At 65.9% G+C, this 24,047-nt stretch carries 21 protein-coding genes; 14 read left to right on the top strand and 7 right to left on the bottom strand.

Features of this window, described 5'->3' with window-relative positions; genetic code table 11:
• Window positions 1-93: 93 nt before the first annotated feature.
• The 3 genes from lolA to ACUDTM_RS02565 all read right to left on the bottom strand — a co-directional run bounded on the left by lolA (window position 94) and on the right by ACUDTM_RS02565 (window position 5,187).
• Entirely contained in the window at window positions 94-732 is a 639-nt protein-coding gene (gene lolA / locus ACUDTM_RS02575) for an outer membrane lipoprotein chaperone LolA (RefSeq protein WP_005416489.1), read from the bottom strand.
• A 111-nt stretch (window positions 733-843) separates the two neighbouring features.
• Window positions 844-2,787 carry a DUF3857 domain-containing protein gene (locus ACUDTM_RS02570; protein ID WP_445391111.1) on the bottom strand — a complete coding sequence of 648 codons (1,944 nt, stop codon included), beginning with the start codon at window positions 2,785-2,787 and terminating at the stop codon, window positions 844-846.
• 39 nt (window positions 2,788-2,826) lie between these two features.
• On the bottom strand, window positions 2,827-5,187 hold the full coding sequence (locus ACUDTM_RS02565; protein ID WP_072166984.1) for a DNA translocase FtsK: 2,361 nt from the start codon (window positions 5,185-5,187) through the stop codon (window positions 2,827-2,829).
• 233 nt (window positions 5,188-5,420) lie between these two features.
• On the opposite strand from ACUDTM_RS02565, the gene trxB reads away from it, so the two are divergent.
• Complete coding sequence (trxB, locus tag ACUDTM_RS02560) at window positions 5,421-6,392, top strand: thioredoxin-disulfide reductase (RefSeq protein WP_005416486.1); 972 nt, start codon at window positions 5,421-5,423, stop codon at window positions 6,390-6,392.
• A 93-nt stretch (window positions 6,393-6,485) separates the two neighbouring features.
• Here trxB and ACUDTM_RS02555 read toward each other — a convergent pair whose 3' ends face one another.
• Window positions 6,486-7,964 carry an N-acetylmuramoyl-L-alanine amidase family protein gene (locus tag ACUDTM_RS02555; RefSeq protein WP_353762408.1) on the bottom strand — a complete coding sequence of 493 codons (1,479 nt, stop codon included), beginning with the start codon at window positions 7,962-7,964 and terminating at the stop codon, window positions 6,486-6,488.
• A 192-nt stretch (window positions 7,965-8,156) separates the two neighbouring features.
• Here ACUDTM_RS02555 and ACUDTM_RS02550 point away from each other — a divergent pair, with 192 nt between their 5' ends.
• From ACUDTM_RS02550 to ACUDTM_RS02535, 4 genes are all read left to right on the top strand, one after another.
• Entirely contained in the window at window positions 8,157-9,281 is a 1,125-nt protein-coding gene (locus ACUDTM_RS02550; RefSeq protein WP_343648263.1) for a GNAT family N-acetyltransferase, read from the top strand.
• Window positions 9,282-9,346: 65 nt separating this feature from the next.
• Complete coding sequence (aat, locus tag ACUDTM_RS02545) at window positions 9,347-10,087, top strand: leucyl/phenylalanyl-tRNA--protein transferase (protein WP_151354635.1); 741 nt, start codon at window positions 9,347-9,349, stop codon at window positions 10,085-10,087.
• Between the two features lie 86 nt (window positions 10,088-10,173).
• Window positions 10,174-10,392, top strand: a complete 219-nt coding sequence (gene infA / locus ACUDTM_RS02540) for a translation initiation factor IF-1 (RefSeq protein WP_005409596.1) — start codon at window positions 10,174-10,176, stop codon at window positions 10,390-10,392.
• A 202-nt stretch (window positions 10,393-10,594) separates the two neighbouring features.
• Window positions 10,595-10,981, top strand: coding sequence for a hypothetical protein (locus ACUDTM_RS02535; RefSeq protein WP_353080007.1), 387 nt, complete (start codon window positions 10,595-10,597; stop codon window positions 10,979-10,981).
• Between the two features lie 72 nt (window positions 10,982-11,053).
• On the opposite strand, the gene clpA is transcribed toward ACUDTM_RS02535, so the two are convergent.
• Window positions 11,054-13,339, bottom strand: coding sequence for an ATP-dependent Clp protease ATP-binding subunit ClpA (gene clpA / locus ACUDTM_RS02530; RefSeq protein ID WP_353080008.1), 2,286 nt, complete (start codon window positions 13,337-13,339; stop codon window positions 11,054-11,056).
• A 139-nt stretch (window positions 13,340-13,478) separates the two neighbouring features.
• Here clpA and ACUDTM_RS02525 point away from each other — a divergent pair, with 139 nt between their 5' ends.
• Window positions 13,479-14,291 carry an APH(6) family putative aminoglycoside O-phosphotransferase gene (locus tag ACUDTM_RS02525; protein WP_072166980.1) on the top strand — a complete coding sequence of 271 codons (813 nt, stop codon included), beginning with the start codon at window positions 13,479-13,481 and terminating at the stop codon, window positions 14,289-14,291.
• Window positions 14,292-14,466: 175 nt separating this feature from the next.
• Here the strand turns inward: ACUDTM_RS02525 and clpS are convergent, their stop codons facing one another.
• On the bottom strand, window positions 14,467-14,793 hold the full coding sequence (clpS, locus tag ACUDTM_RS02520; RefSeq protein ID WP_005416477.1) for an ATP-dependent Clp protease adapter ClpS: 327 nt from the start codon (window positions 14,791-14,793) through the stop codon (window positions 14,467-14,469).
• A 112-nt stretch (window positions 14,794-14,905) separates the two neighbouring features.
• Between clpS and ACUDTM_RS02515 the strand changes: the two genes are divergently transcribed.
• The 8 genes from ACUDTM_RS02515 to ACUDTM_RS02480 all read left to right on the top strand — a co-directional run bounded on the left by ACUDTM_RS02515 (window position 14,906) and on the right by ACUDTM_RS02480 (window position 21,064).
• Window positions 14,906-15,379 (top strand): hypothetical protein, encoded by a 474-nt coding sequence (locus ACUDTM_RS02515; protein WP_005416476.1) that lies wholly within the window; start codon window positions 14,906-14,908, stop codon window positions 15,377-15,379.
• A 1-nt stretch (window position 15,380) separates the two neighbouring features.
• The gene (locus ACUDTM_RS02510; RefSeq protein WP_072166979.1) at window positions 15,381-15,842 is read left to right on the top strand and encodes an NUDIX hydrolase; all 462 of its coding nucleotides are present in this window, start codon (window positions 15,381-15,383) and stop codon (window positions 15,840-15,842) included.
• Window positions 15,839-16,966, top strand: coding sequence for a tRNA 2-thiouridine(34) synthase MnmA (gene mnmA, locus ACUDTM_RS02505; RefSeq protein WP_445391110.1), 1,128 nt, complete (start codon window positions 15,839-15,841; stop codon window positions 16,964-16,966). The genes ACUDTM_RS02510 and mnmA overlap by 4 nt, the downstream gene beginning before the upstream one ends.
• A gap of 12 nt (window positions 16,967-16,978) precedes the next feature.
• On the top strand, window positions 16,979-17,593 hold the full coding sequence (gene hflD, locus ACUDTM_RS02500; RefSeq protein WP_049412377.1) for a high frequency lysogenization protein HflD: 615 nt from the start codon (window positions 16,979-16,981) through the stop codon (window positions 17,591-17,593).
• 162 nt (window positions 17,594-17,755) lie between these two features.
• Complete coding sequence (locus ACUDTM_RS02495; protein WP_088497504.1) at window positions 17,756-18,946, top strand: methyl-accepting chemotaxis protein; 1,191 nt, start codon at window positions 17,756-17,758, stop codon at window positions 18,944-18,946.
• A gap of 98 nt (window positions 18,947-19,044) precedes the next feature.
• Complete coding sequence (locus tag ACUDTM_RS02490) at window positions 19,045-19,260, top strand: hypothetical protein (RefSeq protein ID WP_088497505.1); 216 nt, start codon at window positions 19,045-19,047, stop codon at window positions 19,258-19,260.
• 67 nt (window positions 19,261-19,327) lie between these two features.
• A complete protein-coding gene (locus ACUDTM_RS02485; RefSeq protein WP_088497506.1) occupies window positions 19,328-19,834 on the top strand; it encodes a hypothetical protein in 507 nt (168 codons plus the stop codon).
• A gap of 54 nt (window positions 19,835-19,888) precedes the next feature.
• Window positions 19,889-21,064 carry a GAD-like domain-containing protein gene (locus ACUDTM_RS02480; protein ID WP_445391109.1) on the top strand — a complete coding sequence of 392 codons (1,176 nt, stop codon included), beginning with the start codon at window positions 19,889-19,891 and terminating at the stop codon, window positions 21,062-21,064.
• Window positions 21,065-21,249: 185 nt separating this feature from the next.
• On the opposite strand, the gene ACUDTM_RS02475 is transcribed toward ACUDTM_RS02480, so the two are convergent.
• Complete coding sequence (locus ACUDTM_RS02475) at window positions 21,250-24,009, bottom strand: bifunctional diguanylate cyclase/phosphodiesterase (protein ID WP_088497508.1); 2,760 nt, start codon at window positions 24,007-24,009, stop codon at window positions 21,250-21,252.
• Window positions 24,010-24,047 lie beyond the last annotated feature (38 nt).

Raw genomic sequence — 24,047 nt, 5'->3', positions numbered from 1 at the left:
AAAATTGCGTCAACCAAGGTTGACACCCACCAAGGCGGTGCCGGTTGACACCCACCGGAGCAGGCAGCGCCGGGCCATGCCCGGCATCCCCGATCAATTACCGATAACGTCGGTGCCCTTCGGCGGCGTAAAGCTGAAGGTGCCAGCCGCGAAGCCCGGGTTGCGCTTCCAGCCGCTGAAGCTGATCACGGTGCGCTGGCCAACCGCATCGGTGATCTCCATCTTGGCCAGGCCCTGGGCATTGAAGCCCAGCGCGGCGTACTGGAAGCTGGCTTCGGTCTCGCGCTTCGGCGACAGCGACAGCCACTGCAGGCCATCACGCTGCGCAGCCTCTTCACTGACGTCGTACTGCTGTTCCAGCAGCGCCGGGTTGATCAGCGCAGTCAGCGGGCTGTTCTGCTCTTCCTTGCCCTGCTCGCGCACGGTGACCTGCTCCAGGTCCGGCTCGTACATCCAGACCTTCCTGCCGTCAGCCACGATCAGCTGTTCGTGCGGGCGCACGTATTCCCAGCGGAACAGGCGCGGCGCCGACAGGGCCACGCGGCCACTGGTCGATTCCTTCACCTTGCCGCGGCTGTCGAACACCTGCTGGCTGAACTGGCCATCCAGGCCCTTCAGGCCACTGGTGAAAGTCTTCAGGTCATCGCGGGCACCGGCCCAGGCACTGCCGGCAGCGGCACAGGCGACGGCCAGGGTAGTCGTGGCAAGGAAACGGCGGAAGCGGAAGTTCATGCGGAAATCCTGTGGGCGCGGGCGCCAGGAAAGGTGGTTGCCAGTGTGCCCGGGGGAAGATGAATGGGCGATCAGGACGACATTATGCCGCCCTGAACGTCCATCGGCGATTCAGCCGCCCGAGCCGGGCAGCTTGCCGTACAGCACCTGCCCACGGAAGCCGCGCCGCACCTCGCGATACAGCGCGCGGAACGCCGGATAGTCCTGCGGCTGGCACAGCGCCTCGGGGCCACGCACCGCGTTCTGCTGCAAGCGGTGGTGCACGATCACCTCCTGGCCCTCGCGGCTCCAGTCCACCCGGTATTCGCCAGCGGCATTGGTAAAGCGCTGGCTGGCCGGGATGGCGATGATCGGCGCATTGGCCGGGAACTGCAGGCGATAGGTTTCCTCGCGCAGGCTGGCATTGCAGTAGAACGGCGTCTCGTTGGCCGGCGCCGAGGCGGTGGCGTACAAGCCACGCACCGACTCGCCGCCCGGCGGATCCGGCACGGCCATGCCGCCGGCCACGCTGAAATCGGCGTAGTCCTCGGCCTGGAACGCCATGCGATAGCCGAAGGGCCGGGTCAGGTCGACCGGCACGCCCTGGATCTGCAGCTGCCCTCGCCCATCGAAACCGGACGAGGCCATGATCTGCTCTTCAGCGCGCGCACGGTTCTGCGCGTTGAGCTGTGAGAACTGCGCGCGCATGCCGATCTCGGCGTTCTCGCCCAGCTTCGGAATCGTTTCGCCGCGCAGGTTGCCGTTGGCGTCGAAGGTGAACCGCACTTCCATCGAGGTGGCGTTACGCTCCGGCGTGTTGGCCGGGGTGCGCGCCAGCGTGGCGTCACGGGTACGCATCACCGGCGCACCCAGGTCACCTTCCGGCAGCTGCCCGAAGCGTGCCCACGCGGTGGTCGAATCCAGGTAAAGATCAAACTCGGGGATATAGGTGATGGCGTGGTTGAAGCGGCCCAGCACCGGAATCTTCGGCAGCGTCGGGCCGCCCCCCGCACCGATCAACACCGGCGAGCTGGCGATACCCTTGGCCGCCAGCAGCGCCTCGAGGATCGTCACGTGGTCCTTGCAGTCACCATAGTGATTGTCGAGGATGCTCTGCGCGCTGTTCGGCTCCAGGCCACCGTTGCCCAGGTACACCGCCACATAGCGGATGTTCTGCGCGACCCAGCGATACAGCGCATCAGCCTGTTCGCGGCGGTCGCTGATGCCGGCGGTGATCTCATCAGCGAGCGCCTGCAGCGCCGGGGTCACCTGGGCCGCCGGGCCCGCCTTGAGCTGGTAGGCGCGCCCCATCTGCGACCAGTCACGATACGTGCTGGCCATGATGTTCGGGCCGAACTCCCAGCCCGCCGCCGACCAGTTCTGCGCCGGCATCGCCTCGCGGCGCTGGTAGCGCCAGCGCCATTGCGCCTGGCCATTCTTCACTGTCGGCCGGTCACTGCCCTGCACGCCGCGGCTGTCGACGAACATCGGCAGGTTGGCCGGCGCACTCAGGGTGACCTCGGCGTCCTCGTACTCGGTGAAGACGTTGAAGGTCTCCCACAGGCCGAAATAGCCCGGGAAGTACGGCGTAGCCTGGGTGCGACGCACCTGGTAGTACAGGCGCGTGCCCGGGGCCAGGTTCGGGAACACGATCACCCGCACCTTGCGGTCGGCATACATCGCCGCCGAGGCGCTGGAGTAGCTTTCCTGGGTGTAGATGCGGTCGGCCGGCACGTCGCGGCGCTGGCCGTCGGCGGTAATGGTGTAGGCGCCAAGCACCTCCAGCGTTTCCATCTTCTCGCTGTAGCTCAGCCGCACCTGGCTGAACTGCTCGACCGAGGCCTTGGTCTTGAGCAGGACTTCGTAGGTTTCGGTCTGCACATTGCCCGCATCCGGCCGCACCTGGTAGTCGGCGCGGTAACGGACAATGCTGAAATTATTGCTGGCTTCGGTATCGCCGCTGGTGGATGGCGGCGCCGTGGCGGGCGCGGAGGTGGCGGTTTCTGCCAGTGCCGGGCCGGCAGCCATCAGGGCTGCCAGCGCCAGCGCCAGCGCGCTTGGTACGGGGTGAAGCATGCGTCGGTTCCTTGGACGTCGTGGGGGATACGTCGGGTCTTACCTCGGCGGCGGCGGTGCCAGCACCGTGCGGTCGCCGTTGTGCTCGGGCGGGCTGACCACGCCGGCCGCTTCCATGGCCTCGATCAGTCGCGCTGCACGGTTGTAGCCGATCTTCAGCCGGCGCTGCACGCCGGAAATCGAGGCACGGCGGGTCTCGGTGACCACCCGCAGCGCTTCGTCATACAACGGGTCGGACTCGTCGCCAGCGGAGCTGTTCTCGGGCAGGCCGGTGGCGCCGACGACCACGCCGTCGCCCATCGTCTGCACTTCGTCCAGCACGCCGTCGACATAGTCGGCCGGGCCCATCGCCTTGAGGTGCTCGACCACGCGGTGCACTTCGTCGTCGGACACGAACGCACCATGCACGCGCTCGGGCAGCGCAGTACCCGGCGGCAGATACAGCATGTCGCCGTGGCCGAGCAGGGTCTCCGCGCCGGACTGGTCGAGGATGGTGCGCGAGTCGATCTTGGAGCTGACCTGGAAGGCGATGCGGGTCGGGATGTTGGCCTTGATCAGGCCGGTGATCACATCCACCGACGGGCGCTGCGTGGCCAGGATCAGGTGGATGCCGGCCGCACGCGCCTTCTGTGCCAGGCGCGCGATCAGCTCTTCCACCTTCTTGCCGACGATCATCATCATGTCGGCGAATTCGTCGATGAAGATGACGATGAACGGCAGCGTTTCCAGCGGACGCGGCGCCTCGCCCAGCTCCGGGTTCGGCTTGAACAGCGGATCCATCAGCGGCTGGCCGGCGTCCTGGGCTTCCTTCACCTTCTTGTTGAAGCCAGCCAGGTTGCGCACACCCACCGCGCTCATCAGCTTGTAGCGGCGCTCCATCTCGGCCACGCACCAGCGCAGGCCGTTGGCGGCCTCCTTCATGTCGGTAACCACCGGCGCCAGCAGGTGCGGAATGCCCTGGTAGACGCTCAGCTCGAGCATCTTCGGGTCGATCATCAGCATCCGCAGGTCTTTCGGCGAGGCCTTGAACAGCAGGCTCAACACCATCGCGTTGACCGCCACCGACTTGCCCGAACCGGTCGTACCGGCCACCAGCAGGTGCGGCATGCGCGCCAGGTCGGCCACGGTCGGGCGGCCGGCGATGTCCTTGCCCAGCGCCAGGGTCAGCACGCTGGCCGATTTGTCATATTCCTTCGAGCGCAGCAGCTCGGACAGGAAGATCATCTCGCGGGTGACGTTGGGAATTTCCAGGCCGATGACCGACTTGCCCGGGATGACGTCGACCACGCGCACCGACTTCACCGACAGGCCGCGCGCGATGTCCTTGTCCAGCGAACTGATCTGGCTGACCTTGATGCCCGGTGCCGGCTCGATCTCGAAGCGGGTGATGACCGGGCCAGGGTTGGCGCCGACCACCTGCGCATCGATGCGGAAGTCCTTCAGCTTGAACTCGATCTGCCGCGACAGCGTTTCCAGCGTTTCTTCGTCGTAGCCCTTCGGCTGCGGCTTGGGATCATCCAGCAGCGCCAGCGGCGGCAGGTCGGAACCATCGCCGTTGACGCCACGGAACATCGGAATCTGGGTATCGCGCTTGGCACGATCACTCTTCTCGATCACCGGCTCAGGGCGCGGTTCGATCTTTACCGGCTCGCGCTTGGCGCGCACTTCGGCGTCGGCCTTGCGCACTTCCTGGCGCTCCTCGCGCATCACCCGGGTCTGCTTCCACTCGGTGACTTCTTCCTTCTTGCGTTCCAGCAGTGGCGCCAGCGACATCACGCCACGGCCGATCTTCTCCATCACCGTGAACCAGGACAGCCCGGTGGCCAGGGTGATCGAGGCCAGCAGCAATACCAGCACGAACAGGTTCGCCCCCAGCGCGCCGAAGCCCACCGTGAGCGAATTACCCACCAGCTTGCCGAGGATGCCGCCGGCACTGGCGACATCGCCACTGAACAGGCGCACATGCAGGAAGCCGGTGCCGGCGATCAGGAAACCGACCAGGCCGACCAGGCGCAGCGCCGGGTCCAGATCGTTCTCGCCCTTGCTCTCGCGCTTGAGGCCGAACATGGCGATCCACGCCAGTGCGCCGAGCACCACCGGCAGCAGGAAAGCGATGTAGCCGAACAGCTGCAGCAGCACGTCGGCAATCCAGGCCCCGGCGCGGCCACCCAGGTTGTGCACCGGCGCGACCACGCTGCCGGTATGCGACCAGCCCGGATCCGTGGCTGAATAGGTGAACAGACTGGCCGCCAGGTACAGCAGGGCCGGCGCGATGGCGATCAGGCCCAGATCGCGCCAGAGGCGCTGGCGGCGTGGATTGTCGGTCGTCGCCGCCGCGGCCGTGCGACGTGACGCCTTGCTGTCGTCGGACTTGGAGCGTTCGGGGACCTGCTTCGCCACCTTAGACCATACCTTTGGAATGCGCTGTTAGTGATTGATAATAAATGAGACGGCGTCAGTTTTCAGTTATGCGACGCCCGACAGGGCAATCCGAGGCCCGGAACCACCGTTGGATGACGGCGTTCTGTTCATCGGCTTGAATCGCCCTGCCCCAGCCGCCACTCTATGACCTGCCGAGGATGCTGCGCAAACGTCGCCAGCGCCTTGCCCCATCTACCTTTTCGCGAGTTTACATGAGCACCAGCCTGCCCTCCCGCCACCAGCGCCTCGTCATCCTCGGTTCCGGACCGGCCGGCTGGACCGCCGCCGTCTACGCCGCCCGTGCCAACCTGAAGCCGGTCGTCATCACCGGCCTGCAGCAGGGTGGCCAGCTGATGACCACCACCGAGGTGGACAACTGGCCGGGTGACGCCCACGGCCTGATGGGCCCGGACCTGATGGCGCGCATGCAGGCGCACGCCGAGCGCTTCGAAACCGAGGTCATCTTCGACCATATCCACACCGCCGACCTGTCGCAGCGCCCGTTCAAGCTGATCGGCGACAGCCACGAGTACACCTGCGACGCGCTGATCATCGCCACTGGCGCCACCGCCAAGTACCTGGGCATCCCGACCGAAGAGACCTTCAAGGGCCGCGGCGTCTCCGCCTGCGCCACCTGTGACGGCTTCTTCTACCGCGACCAGGACGTGGTCGTGGTCGGCGGCGGCAATACCGCCGTGGAAGAGGCGCTGTACCTGTCCAACATCGCCCGCAAGGTCTACCTGGTCCACCGCCGCGACACCCTGAAGGCGGAAAAGATCATGCAGGACAAGCTGTTCAGGAAGGTGGCCGAAGGCAAGATCGAGACCGTCTGGCACCACCAGGTGGAGGAAGTGCTGGGCAACGATGCCGGCGTGACTGGCGTGCGCGTAAAGTCCACCTTGGACGGCAGCACCCGCGACATCGACGCCCACGGCTTCTTCGTGGCCATCGGCCACCATCCGAACACGACCCTGTTCGACGGCCAGCTGGCGATGAACAACGGCTACCTGGAAATCCGCTCGGGCCTGGGCGGCAACGCCACCCAGACCTCGGTGGAAGGCGTGTTCGCCGCCGGCGACGTAGCCGACCAGCACTACCGCCAGGCGATCACCTCGGCCGGCTTCGGCTGCATGGCCGCACTGGACGCCGAGCGCTACCTGGACGCGCAGGGGAAGGCCAGCTGACCGGCGGTTTGTAGAGTCGAGCCATGCTCGACTTAGGAAAACGGGCGCGCAAGCGCCCGTTTTCGCAACCCCACTACCCGCTCCAGGCACCACTCAGACCCGGACACAGGACTGGGTGAACGCCACCGGCGCCGCGACGACATCGTCCGCATCGCGCATCAGGACATTCCAGCGGACTGAGCCGGGCTCCGTAGAGGAGCAGCTCACTCCGAACTTCACCGGCGCATCCGGATCCTCAAAGCGGCCCTTCCACGGCGTGCAGTATCCGGGCCGGTCACAATCTGCCACGACCACTTCAAGTTCCAGGGGGTACTGGGGATTGCCCGCAAAACCCACTGTCAGCTCGTGCACCGCCTGCAGCGGAACCTCGACATCGGGAATGGGGTGGAGCATCAAAGGCTCACAAGCCTTGCCCTGTGCCCACAGGCGATAGCCCTTCTCCACCCCTTTCATCGACGCCGAGCGGAAGACGGGGTCCTGCAGTGCCGCCACATCATCAGGATTGGAGTGATAGGCGGTTTCGATGATCACCGAGGGCATCTTCCCAATGCGGTTCTCGCCGTGCCTGGCCGAGGTCGAACTCTCGCGAATCGGGAAATCCCGATAGCCCGGTTGCGCTCGGATGATTTCACGCATCCCACAGAGGATGCTATCCGCTAGCGCCTTGTCCTGCGGTTTGTCCTGATGATAGTAGACCTCGGTTCCACGCAGACTGGCTGAATCGCTGCCATTGGTGTGCAGGCTCAGCATCACATCCACACCCAGATGGTTTGCGTAGTTGGGGCGAGCCCGTATGTCCTCTTCCTTTTCGCGAGCAGACTCTGGGCTGTTCGGAAACTCATTCCACATGTCGGTGCGTTCGGGGAAAAGAGCCTTCAGGTGGTAGCGGGATGACATGTGCTCCCATGGCTTCCCGGACTCCGGATGGAGTTCCGTGGAGCGGCTCCGTGCCCGGTGCACCGTCAAGCCGCTACGTTGTTCGATCAATCCTTGCAGTTCGTCGCCAAACAGTGGACTCAGCGTGTCTTCCTGAATGCCCAGAGGCGCCGGCCGCTGAAACTTCCATTCTCTACTGGGATGCAAGCTGATGTAGCCATGGCTTGCTGATACCAAAGCTGAGGTATGCGTCGATCTCGCCCGCGCCTGCGGCGGAACGGCGAGATCCTCCGGGTAGTACTCCTCAAGAGTTTTTCCGTCGAATAGGAAATCAATATCGTTCACAATCAGTCCTGACTTTTCGGCATAGAACCTCAACGAGGACGCCATCGGAATCAGGAAGAGCTCGTCATAACCCCGATCGGGGCCAGGAAGATATCCAGGCCCAAAGCTGATCACCATTGATCTTGCCTTCGCATTGAGACGGATGCTGACGCTGACGTGTCGCAGCTCACCCCTCTCCTGCAAATGACGCGTCAACTGGCTCCCAACTTCACGCTCCAACAGCGCAACCACCTCCGCGTAGGCACCCGGATCCTCAAGCACTTCTGCTGGCTGATCTCCAAAAGCCAAAACAGGAAACGCAAAGATCAGGCCGCACGCGACCACGGCAGTTGCAAGCTTCAATCCCTTCATTGTTCATTTCTCCAAGTGGTTGGATGCGCGCCAGTCATGCAGCGCCCCGCCACCCTGCCGACCCATGCGCCCGCGATTCCGCACCCAGCGCACACGGATGGAGATTTCAAATTTCCCTCATCCCCAACCGGAACAAACCAACCCAGCCCCGCCAGCACCGTTCGCGATCCACCTGGCCTATCCTTGCCAACCATGCCCTCCGCCCGCTTCCTCGACTCCCTGCAGTCCATTCCCGCCACCGACTGGGACGCCCTGCACGACGGCCAGAATCCGTTCGTCAGCCACGCCTTCCTCTCAGGCCTGGAACAGCACGGCTGCCTGCGCGAGGACTGGGGCTGGCAACCCCGGCACTTCACGCTTTGGGAGGGCGAGCGCCTGATCGGCGCCATTCCGGGCTACCTGAAGACCAACTCCCACGGCGAATTCGTGTTCGACCATGCCTGGGCCAACGCCTATGCCCGGCATGGCCGCGACTACTACCCGAAGTGGCTGGGCGCGGTGCCGTACTCGCCGGTCACCGGGCCGCGCCTGCTGGCCCGTCACGATTCAGAGCGCACCACGCTGCTGTCGGCGTTGCGCGATGCATTGCCGGCACTGGAGGTGTCATCGGCCCATATCAACTTCCACACCGCAGTGGACGAGGCCCTGTTCGGCGATGACTGGCTGCTGCGCGAGGACGTGCAGTTCCAGTGGCAGAACCCGGGTGACTGGGCGACATTCGAGCAGTTCCTCGGTGCGATGAACCACAAGCATCGGAAGAACATCCGCCAGGAACGGGCCAAGGTCACCCGCCAGGGCATCAGCTTCCGCGTGGTACACGGCGATGAAGCCGGCCGCGCCGACCTGCAGGCGATGTACCGCTTCTACCTGCAGACCTTCCTTGAGTACGGCAATGCCCCGGCGCTGACCGAGGCCTTCCTGCGCCATCTGGCCATTTCATTGGGACGCGGGCTGGTGCTGTTCCTGGCCGAGCAGGAAGGCCAGCCGATTGCCGGCGCACTTTGCCTGCGCGGTGGTGACACGCTGTACGGTCGCTACTGGGGCGGCGCCACATTGCCCGGCCTGCATTTCGAAGCCTGCTACTACCAGGGCATCGAATACTGCCTGCGCGAAGGCCTGAGCCGTTTCGAGCCGGGCGCCCAGGGCGAGCACAAACTGGCGCGCGGCTTCCTGCCAGCACTGGTGCGCAGTCGGCATTGGGTGGCCGACGCGGATTTCGCCGAGGCGTTGCAGGAGTGGTGCCGGCAGGAGCGGCGCGATGTGCGGCGGTACCGGCAGGAGCTGCTGGGGCACAGCCCATTTCGTGCGGACGGGTGACCAGCCAACCAGGGTTGGCATCTACCGCGGCATTCGCGCAGGGCCGCGACGACTACAATGCCGGCATGACCCGTCAGCTGCCCTGGCGCCTGGCCGATGCGCCGGACGCGCCCTTCCCTCCGGCCGAGACCGCCCTGCACCAGCCCGATGGCCTGCTCGCGGTGGGTGGTGACCTGCATCCAGCGCGCCTGCTCAACGCCTACGCCGGCGGCATCTTTCCGTGGTTCAGCGAGGGCGAGCCGATCCTGTGGTGGTCGCCTGATCCGCGCATGGTGTTCCGCACCGATGGCGTGCACCTGTCCAGCCGCTTCCGCCGCCACCTGCGCGGCACCACGTGGGAGGTCACCGCCGACACCGCCTTCAGCCAGGTGATGCGCGCCTGTGCGGCGGCACCTCGGCCCGGCCAGGACGGCACCTGGATCAGCCCGGCGATGGTCGAGGCCTACAGCCAGTTGCACGACCTCGGCTTCGCCCATTCGTTCGAAGTCTGGGACCGTCAGTCGCTGGTCGGCGGCATCTACGGGGTGGCCATCGGGTCGATGTTCTTCGGCGAGAGCATGTTCAGTGGCGCCAGCGGTGGTTCCAAGATCGCGCTGGCGGCACTGGCGTCCACGATTCACGGCTGGGGCTGGGAGCTGATCGACGCCCAGGTGGAAAATCCGCACCTGCTGCGGATGGGCGCCGAACACCTGCCGCGCGCGGAATTCCTGCAGCACGTGCGCCAGGCCGTGCGCCATGACGGCCGTGAAGGCTCGTGGACACAGGCCGTCGGACGCTTGCCAGCCCGGCATTTGGCCGGCGGTTAACACAAACTTTGCAAGCTGGGCCGGTCACGCGTAAAATACCGCGCCTTAGGCCCAGCGTGGCCGTTTTCTGAACCGCACAGGACTACATGTCGAAAGACGATTCCATCGAGTTCGAGGGCACCGTCAGCGAGACGCTGCCGAACACCACTTTCCGCGTTCGTCTGGAAAATGGGCACGAAATCATCGCCCACATCTCCGGCCGCATGCGCAAGAACTACATCCGCATCCTCACCGGTGACCGGGTCAAGGTTGAAATGACCCCGTACGACCTGACCAAGGGTCGTATCACCTACCGCATGAAGTAAGCGGTCGGCGCGCTGCGCCACTTCGACAAGGCCAGCCCTGGTTGCTGGCCTTTTGTCATGCCTGCAATCCGGCCCTGCCGGAGGTCATCGTGACCGGACTCACCGTGACGTCGGTCAGCCCTGCTTGCGGCAGATTCGCATCTGCATCCGTGGCGGCATCGTGGGACCCGATCCAGTCCGGATCGCCATCCCCTGCCCCGCCATGAACATGCTCTCGCTGACCGCTCTGCTCGTCGCCCTTGCCGTGTCCGCCAGCGCGCTGCCTGCGCACGCCGCCGATGCCCCCGCTGCGGCGAACGCCGCTGACTGCATCCAACTGGGCAGCGACCAGCAACTGGTGCGCGCCGGCGCCTCGCGCAACATCCTGCTGCGCAATGGCCAGGACCACTACCTCGTGCATTTCCAGGACGACTGCTCGGCGGCAGGCTACTCGCGGAAACTGAGCTTCGCCACGGACGGCCAGCAGGGCCTGCTGTGCGCTGCCGGCCGCAGCCAGCTGAACACCGATTCCAGCCGCTGCATCGTGTCGCAGATCGAACCAGTTGACGAGGCAACCTTCAAGAAGAAAGCCCGCCAGCGCAGCCGCTGACGTCGCGTACAACAAGGGCGGCCGAAGCCGCCCTTGTCATTTCAGGTCCACCGAAACCGGCCGGGGGTCAGTTCATTCCACGGTGACCGGCAGCAGGCGCTCCGGTTCGGCCTGGGTTTCGACCACCAGCTGGTCGTCGCGCACATCGATGCTCACCTTGCCGCCGTTGACCAGCTTGCCGAACAGCAGCTCGTCGGCCAGCGGACGCTTGATCCTGTCCTGGATCACGCGGGCCATCGGACGCGCACCCATCAGCGGGTCGAAGCCGTGGTGGGCCAGCCAGTCGCGCGCGGTTGGCGTGGCCGAAAGGCTGACGTGCTTGTCCTGCAGCAGCATCTCCAGCTCGATCAGGAACTTGTCGACCACGCGCAGGATGTGCTCGAAGCCGAGCGCCTGGAACTGCACCACCGCATCGAGGCGGTTGCGGAATTCCGGGGTGAAGCTGCGGCGGATGGTCTCCATCGCGTCGGTGGCGTGGTCCTGCTTGGTGAAGCCGATCGAGCGCCGCGAGGCCTGCGCCGCGCCGGCATTGGTGGTCATCACCAGCACCACGTTCTTGAAGTTGGCCTCACGACCGTTGGTATCGGTCAGCACGCCGCGGTCCATCACCTGCAACAGGATGTTGAAGATGTCCGGGTGCGCCTTCTCGATTTCGTCCAGCAGCAGCACGCAGTGCGGCGTCTTGACGATCTTCTCGGTCAGCAGGCCACCCTGGTCGAAGCCGACGTAGCCCGGAGGGGCACCGATCAGGCGGCTGATCGAATGCGGCTCCATGTACTCGGACATGTCGAAGCGGACCAGCTCGATGCCCAGCTGCAGCGCCAGCTGCTTGGTCACCTCGGTCTTGCCGACACCGGTCGGGCCGGCGAACAGGAAGTTGCCGATCGGCTTCTCCGGGTTGCCCAGGCCCGAGCGGGCCAGCTTGATTGCCGAGGACAGCGTCTCGATGGCCGGATCCTGCCCGAAGATCACCATCTTCAGGTTGCGCTCCAGGTGCTGCAGCACATCCTTGTCGGTGGCACTGACCTGCTTGGTCGGGATGCGCGCCATCTTGGCGACGATCGCCTCCACTTCCTCGACGTCGATCAGTTCCTTGCGCTGGCCTTCCGGCAGCAGGCGCTGGCGGGCACCGGCCTCGTCGATCACGTCGATGGCCTTGTCCGGCAGCAGGCGGTCGCCGATGTGCTTCACCGACAGGTCCACCGCAGCCTGCAGCGCTTCATCCGAATAGGTCACGCTGTGGTGCAGCTCGTACTTGGACTTCAGGCCCTGCAGGATCTCGTAGGTCTCGCCCACGGTAGGCTCGACGATATCGATCTTCTGGAAGCGGCGGGCCAGTGCCCGGTCCTTCTCGAAGATGCCGCGGTATTCCTGGAAAGTGGTCGAACCGATGCAGCGCAGCTCGCCGGAGGCCAGCGCCGGCTTGATCAGGTTGGACGCATCCATGGTGCCGCCCGACGCCGAGCCGGCGCCGATGATGGTGTGGATCTCGTCGATGAACAGCACTGCGTTGGGCACCTTCTTCAGCGCGGTCAACACACCCTTCAGCCGCTTCTCGAAGTCGCCGCGGTACTTGGTGCCGGCCACCAGCGCACCCAGGTCGAGCGAGTAGATCACCGCGTCGGCCAGCACGTCGGGTACCGAGCCCTCGACGATGCGGCGGGCCAGGCCCTCGGCGATGGCGGTCTTGCCCACGCCGGCCTCGCCCACGTACAGCGGGTTGTTCTTGCGGCGGCGGCACAGGACCTGGATGGTGCGCTCGATCTCGTCGCCACGACCGACCAGGGGATCGATGCGGCCGGACCGGGCCTGTTCGTTGAGGTTGCTGGCGAACTCGGTCAGGGCATCGCCCTTCGGCTCGCCCTCCCCGCCTTCCATGCGGCCCTCGCCGTCGGAGGAGGAGGACGGCTGCTCGCCTTCCTCGCCCAGCTTGGCGATGCCGTGGGACAGGTAATTGACCACATCCAGCCTGGTCACGTCCTGCTGGTTGAGGTAGTAGACGGCGTGGGAGTCCTTTTCGCCGAAGATGGCGACCAGCACGTTTGCGCCGGTGACCTCCTTCTTGCCCGAGGACTGCACGTGGTACACGGCCCGCTGCAGCACCCGCTGGAAGCCCAGGGTCGGCTGGGTGTCACGGCCGTCATCTTCGGCCAGGCGGGACACCGAGGCCTCGATGGCCTGCTCCAGCTCCTGGCGCAGGCGTTCGGCGTCGGCACCACAGGCTTTCAGGACGGCCTGGGCGGACGGGTTGTCGAGCAGTGCCAACAGCAGGTGTTCGACCGTCATGAACTCATGCCGGGCCTCACGGGCGCGCTTGTAGCACTGGCCGATGGTGTGTTCGAGGTCTTTGCTGAACATGGATTACTCCGGCGGCAGATGGGAACAATATGCGGCCTGACTACGCGATTTCCATCACCCTAGCGGATTGCTGCGTTCAGATGGCGTTAGCACTGCAGAAACGCTTGATCTTCGTTCACTCCAGAAGACCTCAACCGGCATGAGCGAACCCTACCTGAGCCGCTGGCGATTGCGGCGTGATGGCCCGGCCATCGAAACACCTCACGCCCGGCTCTGGCCGGTGCTGACCGCTGCCGGCGAGCCGGCGATGCTGAAGATCAGCAGCGAAGCGGAGGAGCAGAACAGCCATCGCCTACTGCGCTGGTGGGACGGCGATGGCGCTGCCCGCCTGCTGGCCCACGCCGGGCCGGCGATCCTGATCGAACGTGCCGGCGGCGACTCGCTGCGGCAACGCTCGATCGAGGGCGACGATGAGGCCTGCACCACGATCCTATGCCAGGTCCTGCAACGGCTGCACCGGCCACGGAGCGCGCCGCCAGCGGAACTGGTCTGCCTGCGTACATGGTTCGCCGATCTGCTGCAGCCAAGGGCCGCGCTGCCGCCACTGCTGGAACAGTGCAGATCACTGGCGGAGGGGCTGCTGCGTGACGAACAGGAGATCCGGCCGCTGCACGGCGACCTGCACCACGACAACGTGCTGGATTTCGGCGCGCGCGGCTGGCTGGCGATCGACCCGAAGCGGCTGCTGGGCGACCGTGCGTTCGATTACACGACGCTGTTCAGCAACCCGGATCTCTGCGGCCCGGGCATCCACGTTGCGACGCGGCCCGAGCGGTTTGCCGCACGGCTGGAACAGGTCACTGCGCTGGCCGGCCTGGAACGTACGCGCCTGCTGCGCTGGATCGCGGCGAGTGCGGGGCTGTCGGCGGTATGGTTCAGGGATGATGGCGACCCTGCCGAGGTCGACGAGGCCGTGGCGCGGATGGCGCTGGAGGCGCTGGCGGCGGGGTGATCTCGACCTGTAGAGCCGAGCCCATGCTCGACTGTGCTTCCGGGAATGCGGAACATCTGAACGAAAAGCAGCCGAGCGCAGGCTCGGCTCCGCAGGCCTCTGCTTCGGTAGGTGCCCGCCTTGGTGGGCACACTGGGTCCGGGATCGTTGTGCCCGGACGAGAATCGCCAGCCGGTCAGGCCTTTTCCATCGTGCACAGCAGCGGATGCTGGTTCATCCGCGAGTACTCGTTGACCTGGGCAACCTTGGTCTCCGCCACTTCACGGGTGAAGACACCGCAGACGCCGCGGCCGCGGGTGTGGACGTGCAGCATCACCTGGGTGGCCTTGTCCAGGTCCATGCTGAAGAACTGCTGCAGCACATCCACCACGAAATCCATCGGGGTGTAGTCGTCGTTGAGCAGCATCACCTGGTAGAACGGTGGCGGCGCCACTTCCGGGCGCGCGGGCTCTACGGCAACGCCGTGCTCGTGCTGGGAATCGGGGGAGGACTCATGGGGCATCCGTCCATTATAGGGGCTCGGGCAGGCCTGCGTCGGCCCGCCGCAGATTGGACGGCACGCACGCCCACCGTCACAATTGCATCCTCTCCCAACACTGTTTCACAGGATCTTCATGAAAAGGACCCTTCTTCCCGCCCTGCTGATCGCGCTGGCCGCTGCCGGCTCTGCCACTGCCGCAACCAGCGCCGACAAGTCCGTGGCCCGCCACCTGGACAAGCTGGGCTATACCTACGAAGTCGACGAGGATGGCGACTACCGCATGGTCTTCGACGTCGAGGGTGACCGCACCCAGATGGTCTACGTACGCTCGGCGGTGGAGGATTTCGGCAGCCACAACATCCGTGAGATCTGGTCGCCGGCCTACAACGCCAAGACCAAGCAGTTCCCGGTGGCCGTGGCCAACCGCCTGCTGGAAGATTCGCAGGACGCCAAGATGGGCGGCTGGGTGAAGCAGGACACCACCGCCATGTTCGTGGTCAAGATCGACGCCGATGCCACCCCGGACCAGCTCAGCGACGCCATCGATGCGGCCATCCGCACCGCCGACGCGATGGAGCTGGAGCTGACCAAGAAGGACGAGTTCTGAGTTGAACGCCACGCCGGACCCGCGCTGGGCACCGCACGCCACCGTTGCCACGGTAGTGGTTGACGGCGGCCGCGTGCTGCTGGTCGAAGAGACCATTGAAGGCCGCCAGGTGCTGAACCAGCCGGCCGGCCACCTCGAGCCAGGCGAAAGCCTGGCCGAGGCAGCCCTGCGCGAGACCCGGGAGGAAACCGGCTGGACCGTGCAGCTGACCCATTTCATCGGCTGCTACCAGTGGACTGCCGGCGACGGCACCGCCTTCCTGCGCTTCTGCTACGCAGCGCGCCCGGTCTCGCACGACCCGGCCCAACCGCTGGATACCGGCATCGACCGCGCGCTGTGGCTGACCCCGGCCGAGCTGCAGGCTGCCGGTGAGCGCCAGCGCAGCCCGCTGGTCTGGCAGGTGGTGGCGGATTACCTGGGTGGCCAGCGCCATCCGCTTTCGCTGGTCCGGGAGGTCGCATGAGCACGCCGCGCGTGATAGTGGGCGTCTCGGGTGGTGTCGACTCTTCGGTCGCCGCCTGGCGCCTGGTCCAGCAGGGCGAGGCCGTGGCCGGCCTGTTCATGCAGAACTGGGCCGACGACGGCAGCGGTGACTGCCGCGCCGAGGATGACCGCCGCGATGCGGTCGCCGTATGCGGCCTGCTCGGTATCCCGTTCCACTTCCGGGACTTTTCCAGTGAGTACTGGCAGGGCGTGTTCGAGCACTTCCTGGCCGAATACGCCGCTGGCCGCACGCCGAACCCGGACGTGCTGTGCAACCGCGAGGTGAAGTTCAAGCATTTCCTGGATGCCGCCCGCGAGCTGGGCGCCGAGCGCATCGCCACCGGCCACTACGCGCGGGTGACCCAGCGCGGCCACCAGTGGCTGCTGCTGCGCGGCGCCGACCGTTCCAAGGACCAGAGCTACTTCCTGCACCAGCTGGGCCAGGAGCAGCTGGCGGCCACCCTGTTCCCGATCGGCGACCTGGAGAAGACCGACCTGCGCCGGATTGCGCGCGACGTCGGCCTGCCGACCCATGCCAAGAAGGACTCCACCGGCATCTGCTTCATCGGCGAGCGGGATTTCCGCGAGTTCCTCGGCCGCTACCTGCCGGCCAGGCCCGGCCAGATCCTCGACCCGGCCGACGGCAGCGTGATCGCCGAACATCCGGGCGTGTTCTATTTCACCCTGGGCCAGCGCGAGGGCCTGAACATCGGCGGCGTACGCGGCCGCCCGGCCGCACCGTGGTACGTGGTCGGCAAGGATGTGGCCAACAACGTGCTGTACGTCGACCAGGACCGCGACAGCCCATGGATGCTGTCCGAGCGCCTGCGCTCGGAGCCGGCGCATTGGATCGCGGGCTCGCCACCCGCGCGGCGCTTCGAATGCACCGCCCAGACCCGCTACCGACAGCCCGATGAGCCGTGTACGGTCAACGTGCTGGACGATGGCAGCGTGCTGGTCACCTTCGCGCGCCCGCAGCGCGCCGTTACCCCCGGTCAATCGCTGGTGCTGTATGACGGTGATGTGTGCCTGGGTGGCGCGGTGATCGCCGCCACCGATGCGCCGCTGGAACAGCGCCTGCGCACCACCCCCTCCCCCTTTTGAGGTAATCGCTGCATGAGTTTCACTGTCGACGACCGCGTCCTGGCCCTGGCCGGCATTGCCCAGGCCCTGCAGCAGGTACGCCGCATCGCCGATACCGGCCATTCCGACGCCGCCGCCGTGCGCACCGCCGTGGACAGCGTGTTCCGTGTCGATGCGTCCTCGCCGCAGGCGGTGTTCGGTGACCGCCATGCACTGAAGGCCGGGCTGCGCCTGCTGCACAACTACTTCCGCAACCAGGGCCAGGATCCGATCCTGCCGAAGCTGGCGCTGTCGGTGCTGCAGCTGGAGCGCCGCTTCGTTCAGGATGGCGCCACCGTGAACAAGGTTGCTTCGGGCATCGAGCGTGCCCAGCGCCAGGCCACCGAACTGGGCGACAGCGGCCACCCGGATGTGCTGGCCAGCCTGGGAAGCCTGTACGCGGACACCATCAGCCACCTCAAGCCGCGGGTGATGGTACAGGGCAACCCGCACTACCTGGGCCAGGCCGGCGTGGTGGCCGAGATCCGTGCCCTGCTGTTGGCGGCGGTGCGCTCGGCAGTGCTGTGGCGCCAGCTGGGCGGCAGCTACTGGGACTTCCTGTTCGGGCGAAAGGCGATGATCGAGGCCGTGGACCGCCTGCTGGCCTGAGGGTGTGGGGTCAGAGCCCTTTCCCATGGAAAAGGGATCCGACCCCGAGACCGCACAGGCGCCGGAAATCCGGCGCATTCAGAATGCACTTCCAGGCACATCGACGTTAAAGAGAAAGGGGGTACGGCCGATACATCCTCCGTGCACCTCCCGAGAACGTCCATGTACTCACGCATTTTCATCCGTCTGGCCGCCCCCCTGGCTCTGACCCTGCTGCTCCCCTTCGCCATCGGATTCGAATGGCCGGCCGCCCTGCGATGGGCGATCCTGACCACGATGACGCTGAGCTGGCTCGGCTTTGCGTGGTGGACCACCCGCGCTCAGGCACACCGTTCCCCGGAACACGCCCGTGTCCTGCGTGAGCAGGACCAGCTGCTGACCGAACTGCGCAATTTCGTCGGCAACGAGATCGAGGGTTCGCGCGGCGAAGTGGAACGCGCCCGTGACCTGATCCGCCAGGCGGTCTCCAGCCTCGGTGGCAGCTTCGATGCGATGAACCGCAAGTCGCGCCAGCAGAGCCAGGCCCTGTCGCGTATCGTCGACCGCGCCGGCGATGAAGGCAATGCCGGCCTCGACGTTGCCCGTTTCGCCCAGCACGCCAGCCACCGCATGGAACAGCTGGTGGAAGCGCTGGAACAGGTGAGCGGCCAGAGCAGCACCACCGTGCAGCACATCGACCAGATGGCGCAGCACCTGGATGGCATCTTCGCGCTGCTGGAAGACGTCAAGTCGATCGCCGACCAGACCAACCTGCTGGCGCTGAACGCCGCCATCGAAGCGGCCCGTGCCGGTGAGGCCGGTCGTGGCTTCGCCGTGGTCGCTGACGAAGTGCGCAACCTGTCCGAGCGCTCGACCACCTTCAACGAGCAGATCCGCAAGCTGGCGCACAGCTCCAAGGACGCCATCGCCAAGGTGCGCGAGACGGTCTCGCACATGGCCTCGCGTGACATGGACCGCTCCCGCGAAGCGCGCCAGGAAGCGGCGGCAATGCTCGACAACGTCGCGCAGATCAATGCCTCGCTCGGCGACGGCATGCGCGAAGTGTCCGAGTGCGCCCGTGCGATCGATGGCAGCGTGGCCGAAGCCGTGCGCGCCCTGCAGTTCGAAGACATCGCCACCCAGGCGCTGGGCGGCGTGCACACCCACCTGGACCGCCTGACCGCGATCAACCGCGAAGCGGTGGCCCTGCAGGAGCTGCTGCACCGCAATGGCGGCGTGTTCGACGAAGAGATCGCCAGCGCCCTGCAGCGCACCGGCAACCGCCTGCGCGAGCTGCGCAGCGAATGGGAACGCCCGCCGCACAAGCCCGTCGCCCAGCAGAGCATGGGCGCCGGCACCGTCGAGCTGTTCTGATCCTGATGTCCGCTGCCCTCGCCGGCAGCCCGCAAGGCCCCGGTTCGTCCGGGGCCTTTGCCTGTGACCCGCCGTTGGATGCACCCTGTACGCACACCATGACCCTGATCCACGCCCTGCCCGCCCTCACCGACACCGAGCGCCCGCGCAACGCGAGCGTGCGTGAGCAGCTGCAGCAGCTGGAAGATGTCGCCCGCGAAGAGATCCGCGAACTGCAGCAGCTGGCGGACGCGCGCCCGGCCCCATCGCGGGTGGACGAGGCGCTGCTGGGCCTGGCCTGGGATCTCGGGCTGGATGGCGAAGCCCTGAAGTAGATCCACGCCATGCGTGGATGGACCGTCCCGCATGGCATGATGCCCCTGTCCCGTTCATGGAAGACCGATGGCCATCGCCCTGATCGCAGTGCTCCTGATCGAAACCGTCCTTCTGATGGCCTGGGTGACCGGCTATTTCAGCTGGGGCATCGCCCTGTTCAACGAACGCATCGCGGCATCATCGGCCATGCAGGCCCGGCTCTCGCTGGGCAGCCTGGAGCGTGACCTGCCGCAGGACAAGTGGCTGCGGCTGGCCTTCCATGCGCTGCCCGATGGCAGCATGACGTTCCGCGAGAGCTTCGCGCCGAGCTTCGGCCTGCGCTACTTCCCGGTGATGCGTGGACGCATCGTGCTCAACGCACGGCGGCACGAGGTACGGGTGATCGGCCTGTGCAGCTGGTTCGTGGCGATCCTGTCGCTGCTGCTGTTGCCACTGGTGGCGATGCGTCCGACGGTGGCGCCGATGCTGCTGGTGCTGCCGCTGTTCCTGGCCAGCTATCTGGTCCAGAAGCGCCGCTATGCCGCCATCGTCGAGGCGCTGCGCATGCAGTTGAAGGCGGAATTTTCGAGGTAGATCCACGCCATGCGTGGATGATGCCCCGCGACTCACGATTTTCGGATTGTTTGCATGGATCGTGAGCGCTCGGCCCTTCATCGTAAAGGGCCGATTCCGGTTCAGATCAGCCCGATGACCAGCGCCGCCCTCTGCCTTTCACTCGCTTTGCAGCTCCCGGTTGCTTCAGAACCGCTTGCCGTAGATCCCGACTCCCTGCTCGCCCTTCACCAAGCGCTCCAGTCCTTCGGCGAGTTTCAACAGCCCTACTCCGCACCTGTAGATGTAACCGATCCTGATGCAGGTGTGACCGATGCAACTGTCGAGATCTCCGCCGGGTGTGTGAAGGATGGTCCACAGGTCATCATCCTGGACGCGGATGTAGACGAGGCACCCGAGCGCTATCTGGTGCTGAACGAGCCCTGGCAAAGCCTTTCGGCGGGAACATTGTTGCTCGTCTCTGGAAACACAGCGGCCATCATCTCAACTCAGGAGGCGAACAAGGAAGCCACACAGGCCGAGCGAATGCTGACATTCCTGGATTATCTGCCATTCGACGCCGGGAGGAATGCGTTGGTGGAACCAGGCATCGAAGCGCAGGAATCAAGCCTTGAAACCAAGGCGTTCATGGAGAGCTTCAGTGCGAGCTCCCGGTGCGAGGCGCTCCCCGAGGCGACTCTTGCCGCATGGAAGGGCGTGCTGCCCGACCTGCTGCTGGCGCTGTGGCGACGCGACGGGTTCGCACGCTATCGCGACGACAGGCTCATCTTGGTCGATCCGCACCTGTACTCAGGGGTTGTCGCAGCCTTCCTGCGGGGCACTCCGATGGAGGGTGCTGATCGGTTCCATGCCTATGCGGTGACACCTTTCGGCCAGATGCTCTTGTGTGGAGAGAACACCTCCATGCATATCAGCATCGACCCGCACAGCGGACAGGTTTCGGCGGACTCGGATGTAGCAGCCACTGCCGACGCGACTGAACGCAACTGGAAACTGGAGTTCCTGCTGCACGTCCTGGATGCGCCCGATCTCGATGCCACCGACGATGACGAGCAGCCCCTGTACGCACGCGCACTCGATTTACTGGGCCACCTGGCTCCCAACGAGATCTACAGCTTCTCACCCTCGGTTGTTGAAGGTGGCTGGCAGGCAGCGCACCTGGTCAAGCGGGATCGTCTCGCTGAATTGAAGTCACTCGCCAAGCAGACAGCAGCAAGACGGTCCTTGCGGTCTGATGCTGAAGACAGGTAAACCCGCGCCGTTCATTGCTGGTCGCGATCTCTGGCATCGGCGCCGACCAACGGTCGGCACCCACCGTGGCAGGCTCCGGCACTCGCCACTGCAGGTGCTGCAAGTAGAACCACGCCATGCGTGGATGATCGCGAGGTACATGCATCCGTGCCGACCAACGGTCGGCACCTACCAGCGTCGGGTGGTCAGCGCACCAGCACCGCTTCGCTGCTGGCGTCGGTGCGCATCGGTAACGGACGCTGCTGGCGCAGCCATTGCGCCAGGTCACGCGGGCTGAGCGGGCGCGAGTACAGGTAGCCCTGGATCTCGTCGCAGCCCTGGCGGCGCAGCATGTCCTCTTCCTGGTGCGTTTCCACGCCCTCGGCCACCACCTTCATGCCCAGCGCGTGGCCCAGGTGGACGATGGCCTGGGTCACCTCGGCCGTACCCGAGTCGTGCAGCATGCCCTGCACGAAACTGCGGTCGATCTTCAGGCGCCCCACCGGGAAGCGGTTGAGGTAGTTGAGGTTGGAGAAACCCGTACCGAAGTCGTCCACCGCCAGCGGCACGCCGTGACGTTCGAGCACGTCGAAGCAGTGGCGCAGGATGTCGGTGTCACGGATCAGCGCCGATTCGGTCAGTTCCAGCTCCAGCCGCTGCGGCGGCCAGCCGTGGGCATGGCAGATGTCGATCACGCGCTCGGCGAAGCCGCGATCACGCAGCTGCACCGCCGACACGTTGACCGCGATGCGGTCGAAATGCAGTCCTGCCCGGTCCCAGGCGGTTGCCTGGCGGCAGGCTTCGTTCAGTACCCAGTCGCCGATGCGCACGATCTCGCCGCATTTCTCGGCGATGGGAATGAACTCGGCCGGGCTGCAATAGCCGATGCCGGGGCGATGCCAGCGCAGCAGTGCTTCGATTGCCGGCGGCTCGCCCTGGTGGGCATGCAGCAGCGGCTGATAGGCCAGGCTGAACTCCTCGCGCTCGATCGCACCGTGCAGCGCGTGCTCAAGCTCCAGCCTGCGCTGGATGCGGGCCAGGGCATCCTGGCTGTAGTACTGGTAGGTGTTGCGTCCGGCTTCCTTGGCCGCGTACATGGCGGCGTCGGCAGCGCGCAGCAGTGAATCGAAATCGGTCTGCGCATCGCCCAGCATCGCGATGCCGACACTGGCACCGACCTTCAGCGTGGTCTCGCCACGGCGCAGCGGCTCGGCCAGCGAGGCAATCAGCTTGCGGGCGACATGTCCCGCATCCTCGGGCTCAGCCAGGTCGCGCAGTACGACGATGAACTCGTCGCCGCTGAAACGGCCAAACAGATCGTTGTTGCGCAGGTTCTGGTGCAGGCGGGTGGCGGCAGCCTTCAGCAGCGCATCACCCGTGGCGTGGCCGAAGCTGTCGTTGATGGTCTTGAAGCCATCCAGGTCGATGAACAGCATCGCCAACGAGGTGCCGCGATCACGCGCCTCCTCGATGGCCTCGGCAGTCTGTTCACCGAGCAGCACGCGATTGGGCAGGCCGGTCAGCAGATCGTAGTGGGCCAGCAGTTCGATGCGCTCGTTGGCCTCGCGCTCGCGGGTGATGTCACGGAACAGGACGACGAAGCGCGGCGGCAGTCCGTCACGACGATCCAGCTCGATCAGCACCTGCACCCAGACACGCAGGCCGGACTGGCGGTAGAAGCAAAGGTCCAGCTGCTCGGGCAGGCCGCCGTTGGCGATGCGGGCCAGCGCCGCCTCGAACGCATCGCGCGAGTCTTCGGTATACAGCGCCATCGCCTGGTCGAGGGTGATCGGTTCCTTGCGCAGGCCGTGGATGCGGTAGCACTCCTCGGTCCACTGCATGCTGCGGGTCTGCACTTCGATCTCGCAGCCGCCGATGCGGCCCAGCGCGGAAACCCGGTTCAGCAGTTCCGTGCGCCAGCGGATCAACGCGTCGGTCTGGTGCTGTTCGGTGATGTTCTGCACCTGACCGAGCAGGCGCTTGGGCTGCCCGTCCATGTCCAGCAGCGGCTGCATCCACAGCCGCAGGTGCTGTGATGGCTCATGGCCGCGGGTCAGCTCCAGCTCGAGATTGGCGGCACGACCATCGCGCCACAGCCGCCGCCATGCCGCACGCAACGCGCCGCGCGAGCGCGGGTGCAGCTGCTTCAGCCAGCGCCGCTGGCCAGGCACGGCGCCGTGCTCCAGCGCCAGCAGCGAGCGCAGCTCCGGCGACCACCAGAAATGCCCGCTGTTGGGGTCGAACGACCAGCTGCCCATGCTGGCGATACGTTGGGCTTCGCTCAGGTGCAGCTGCTGCTCCTGCAGCAGCGATTCGAGCTGCTTCTGCTGTTCGATATCGGTATGCGTGCCGACCATGCGCAGCGGCTGGCCATCGGCGGTGCGCGCGACCACGCGGCCGCGATCCAGCACCCAACGCCACTGGCCATCGGCCTGGCGGAAGCGGAACTGTGCACTGTACTGCTCGCTGCGCCCGCGCAGGTGCTCGTCGAGCGCGGCGCGCACCTGGTCAATGTCCTCGCAGTGCACGCGCGACAGCAGCTCAGTGGCCGTTTCGTCGCCCAGCGCCGGCGTGCGCGCCACCCGGTCACTGGGGATGTCCCAGTCCCACAGGCTGTGGCCGGCGCTGTCCAGTGCAAGTTCCCAGCGCCCGCCCCCGTCGACCGGCACCGGCTCGGGAATGCTCAGGGTGAACGCCAGCAGGTTGCCGGCACCGTCATGCACGGCGCGCAGGTGACCGTCGTAGTGGCCGCGCGGGCCGCCCGGCAGCGTGCAGGGCACGATGCCCCCATCGGCGGCCATCAGGCGCAGATCTTCCAGCATCGGCGCATAGGCAGCCACGGTAGCCGGCAGGCCATGCTCGCGCGCGGCTGGATTGGCCGCCAGCGGGCGCCCGGTACGGTCGACGATGACCAGCGCCGACGCAAGCGGGTGCTGCAGCAGGCTGGCGATGATCCCTTGGTCCACGCGATCTTGCTCCGGATGACACGCCCGTCAGCGGGGCA

The sequence above is a fragment of the Stenotrophomonas maltophilia group sp. vghtpe118 genome, assembly GCF_052605195.1.
This window is presented reverse-complemented; position numbering and strand designations above follow the sequence as displayed.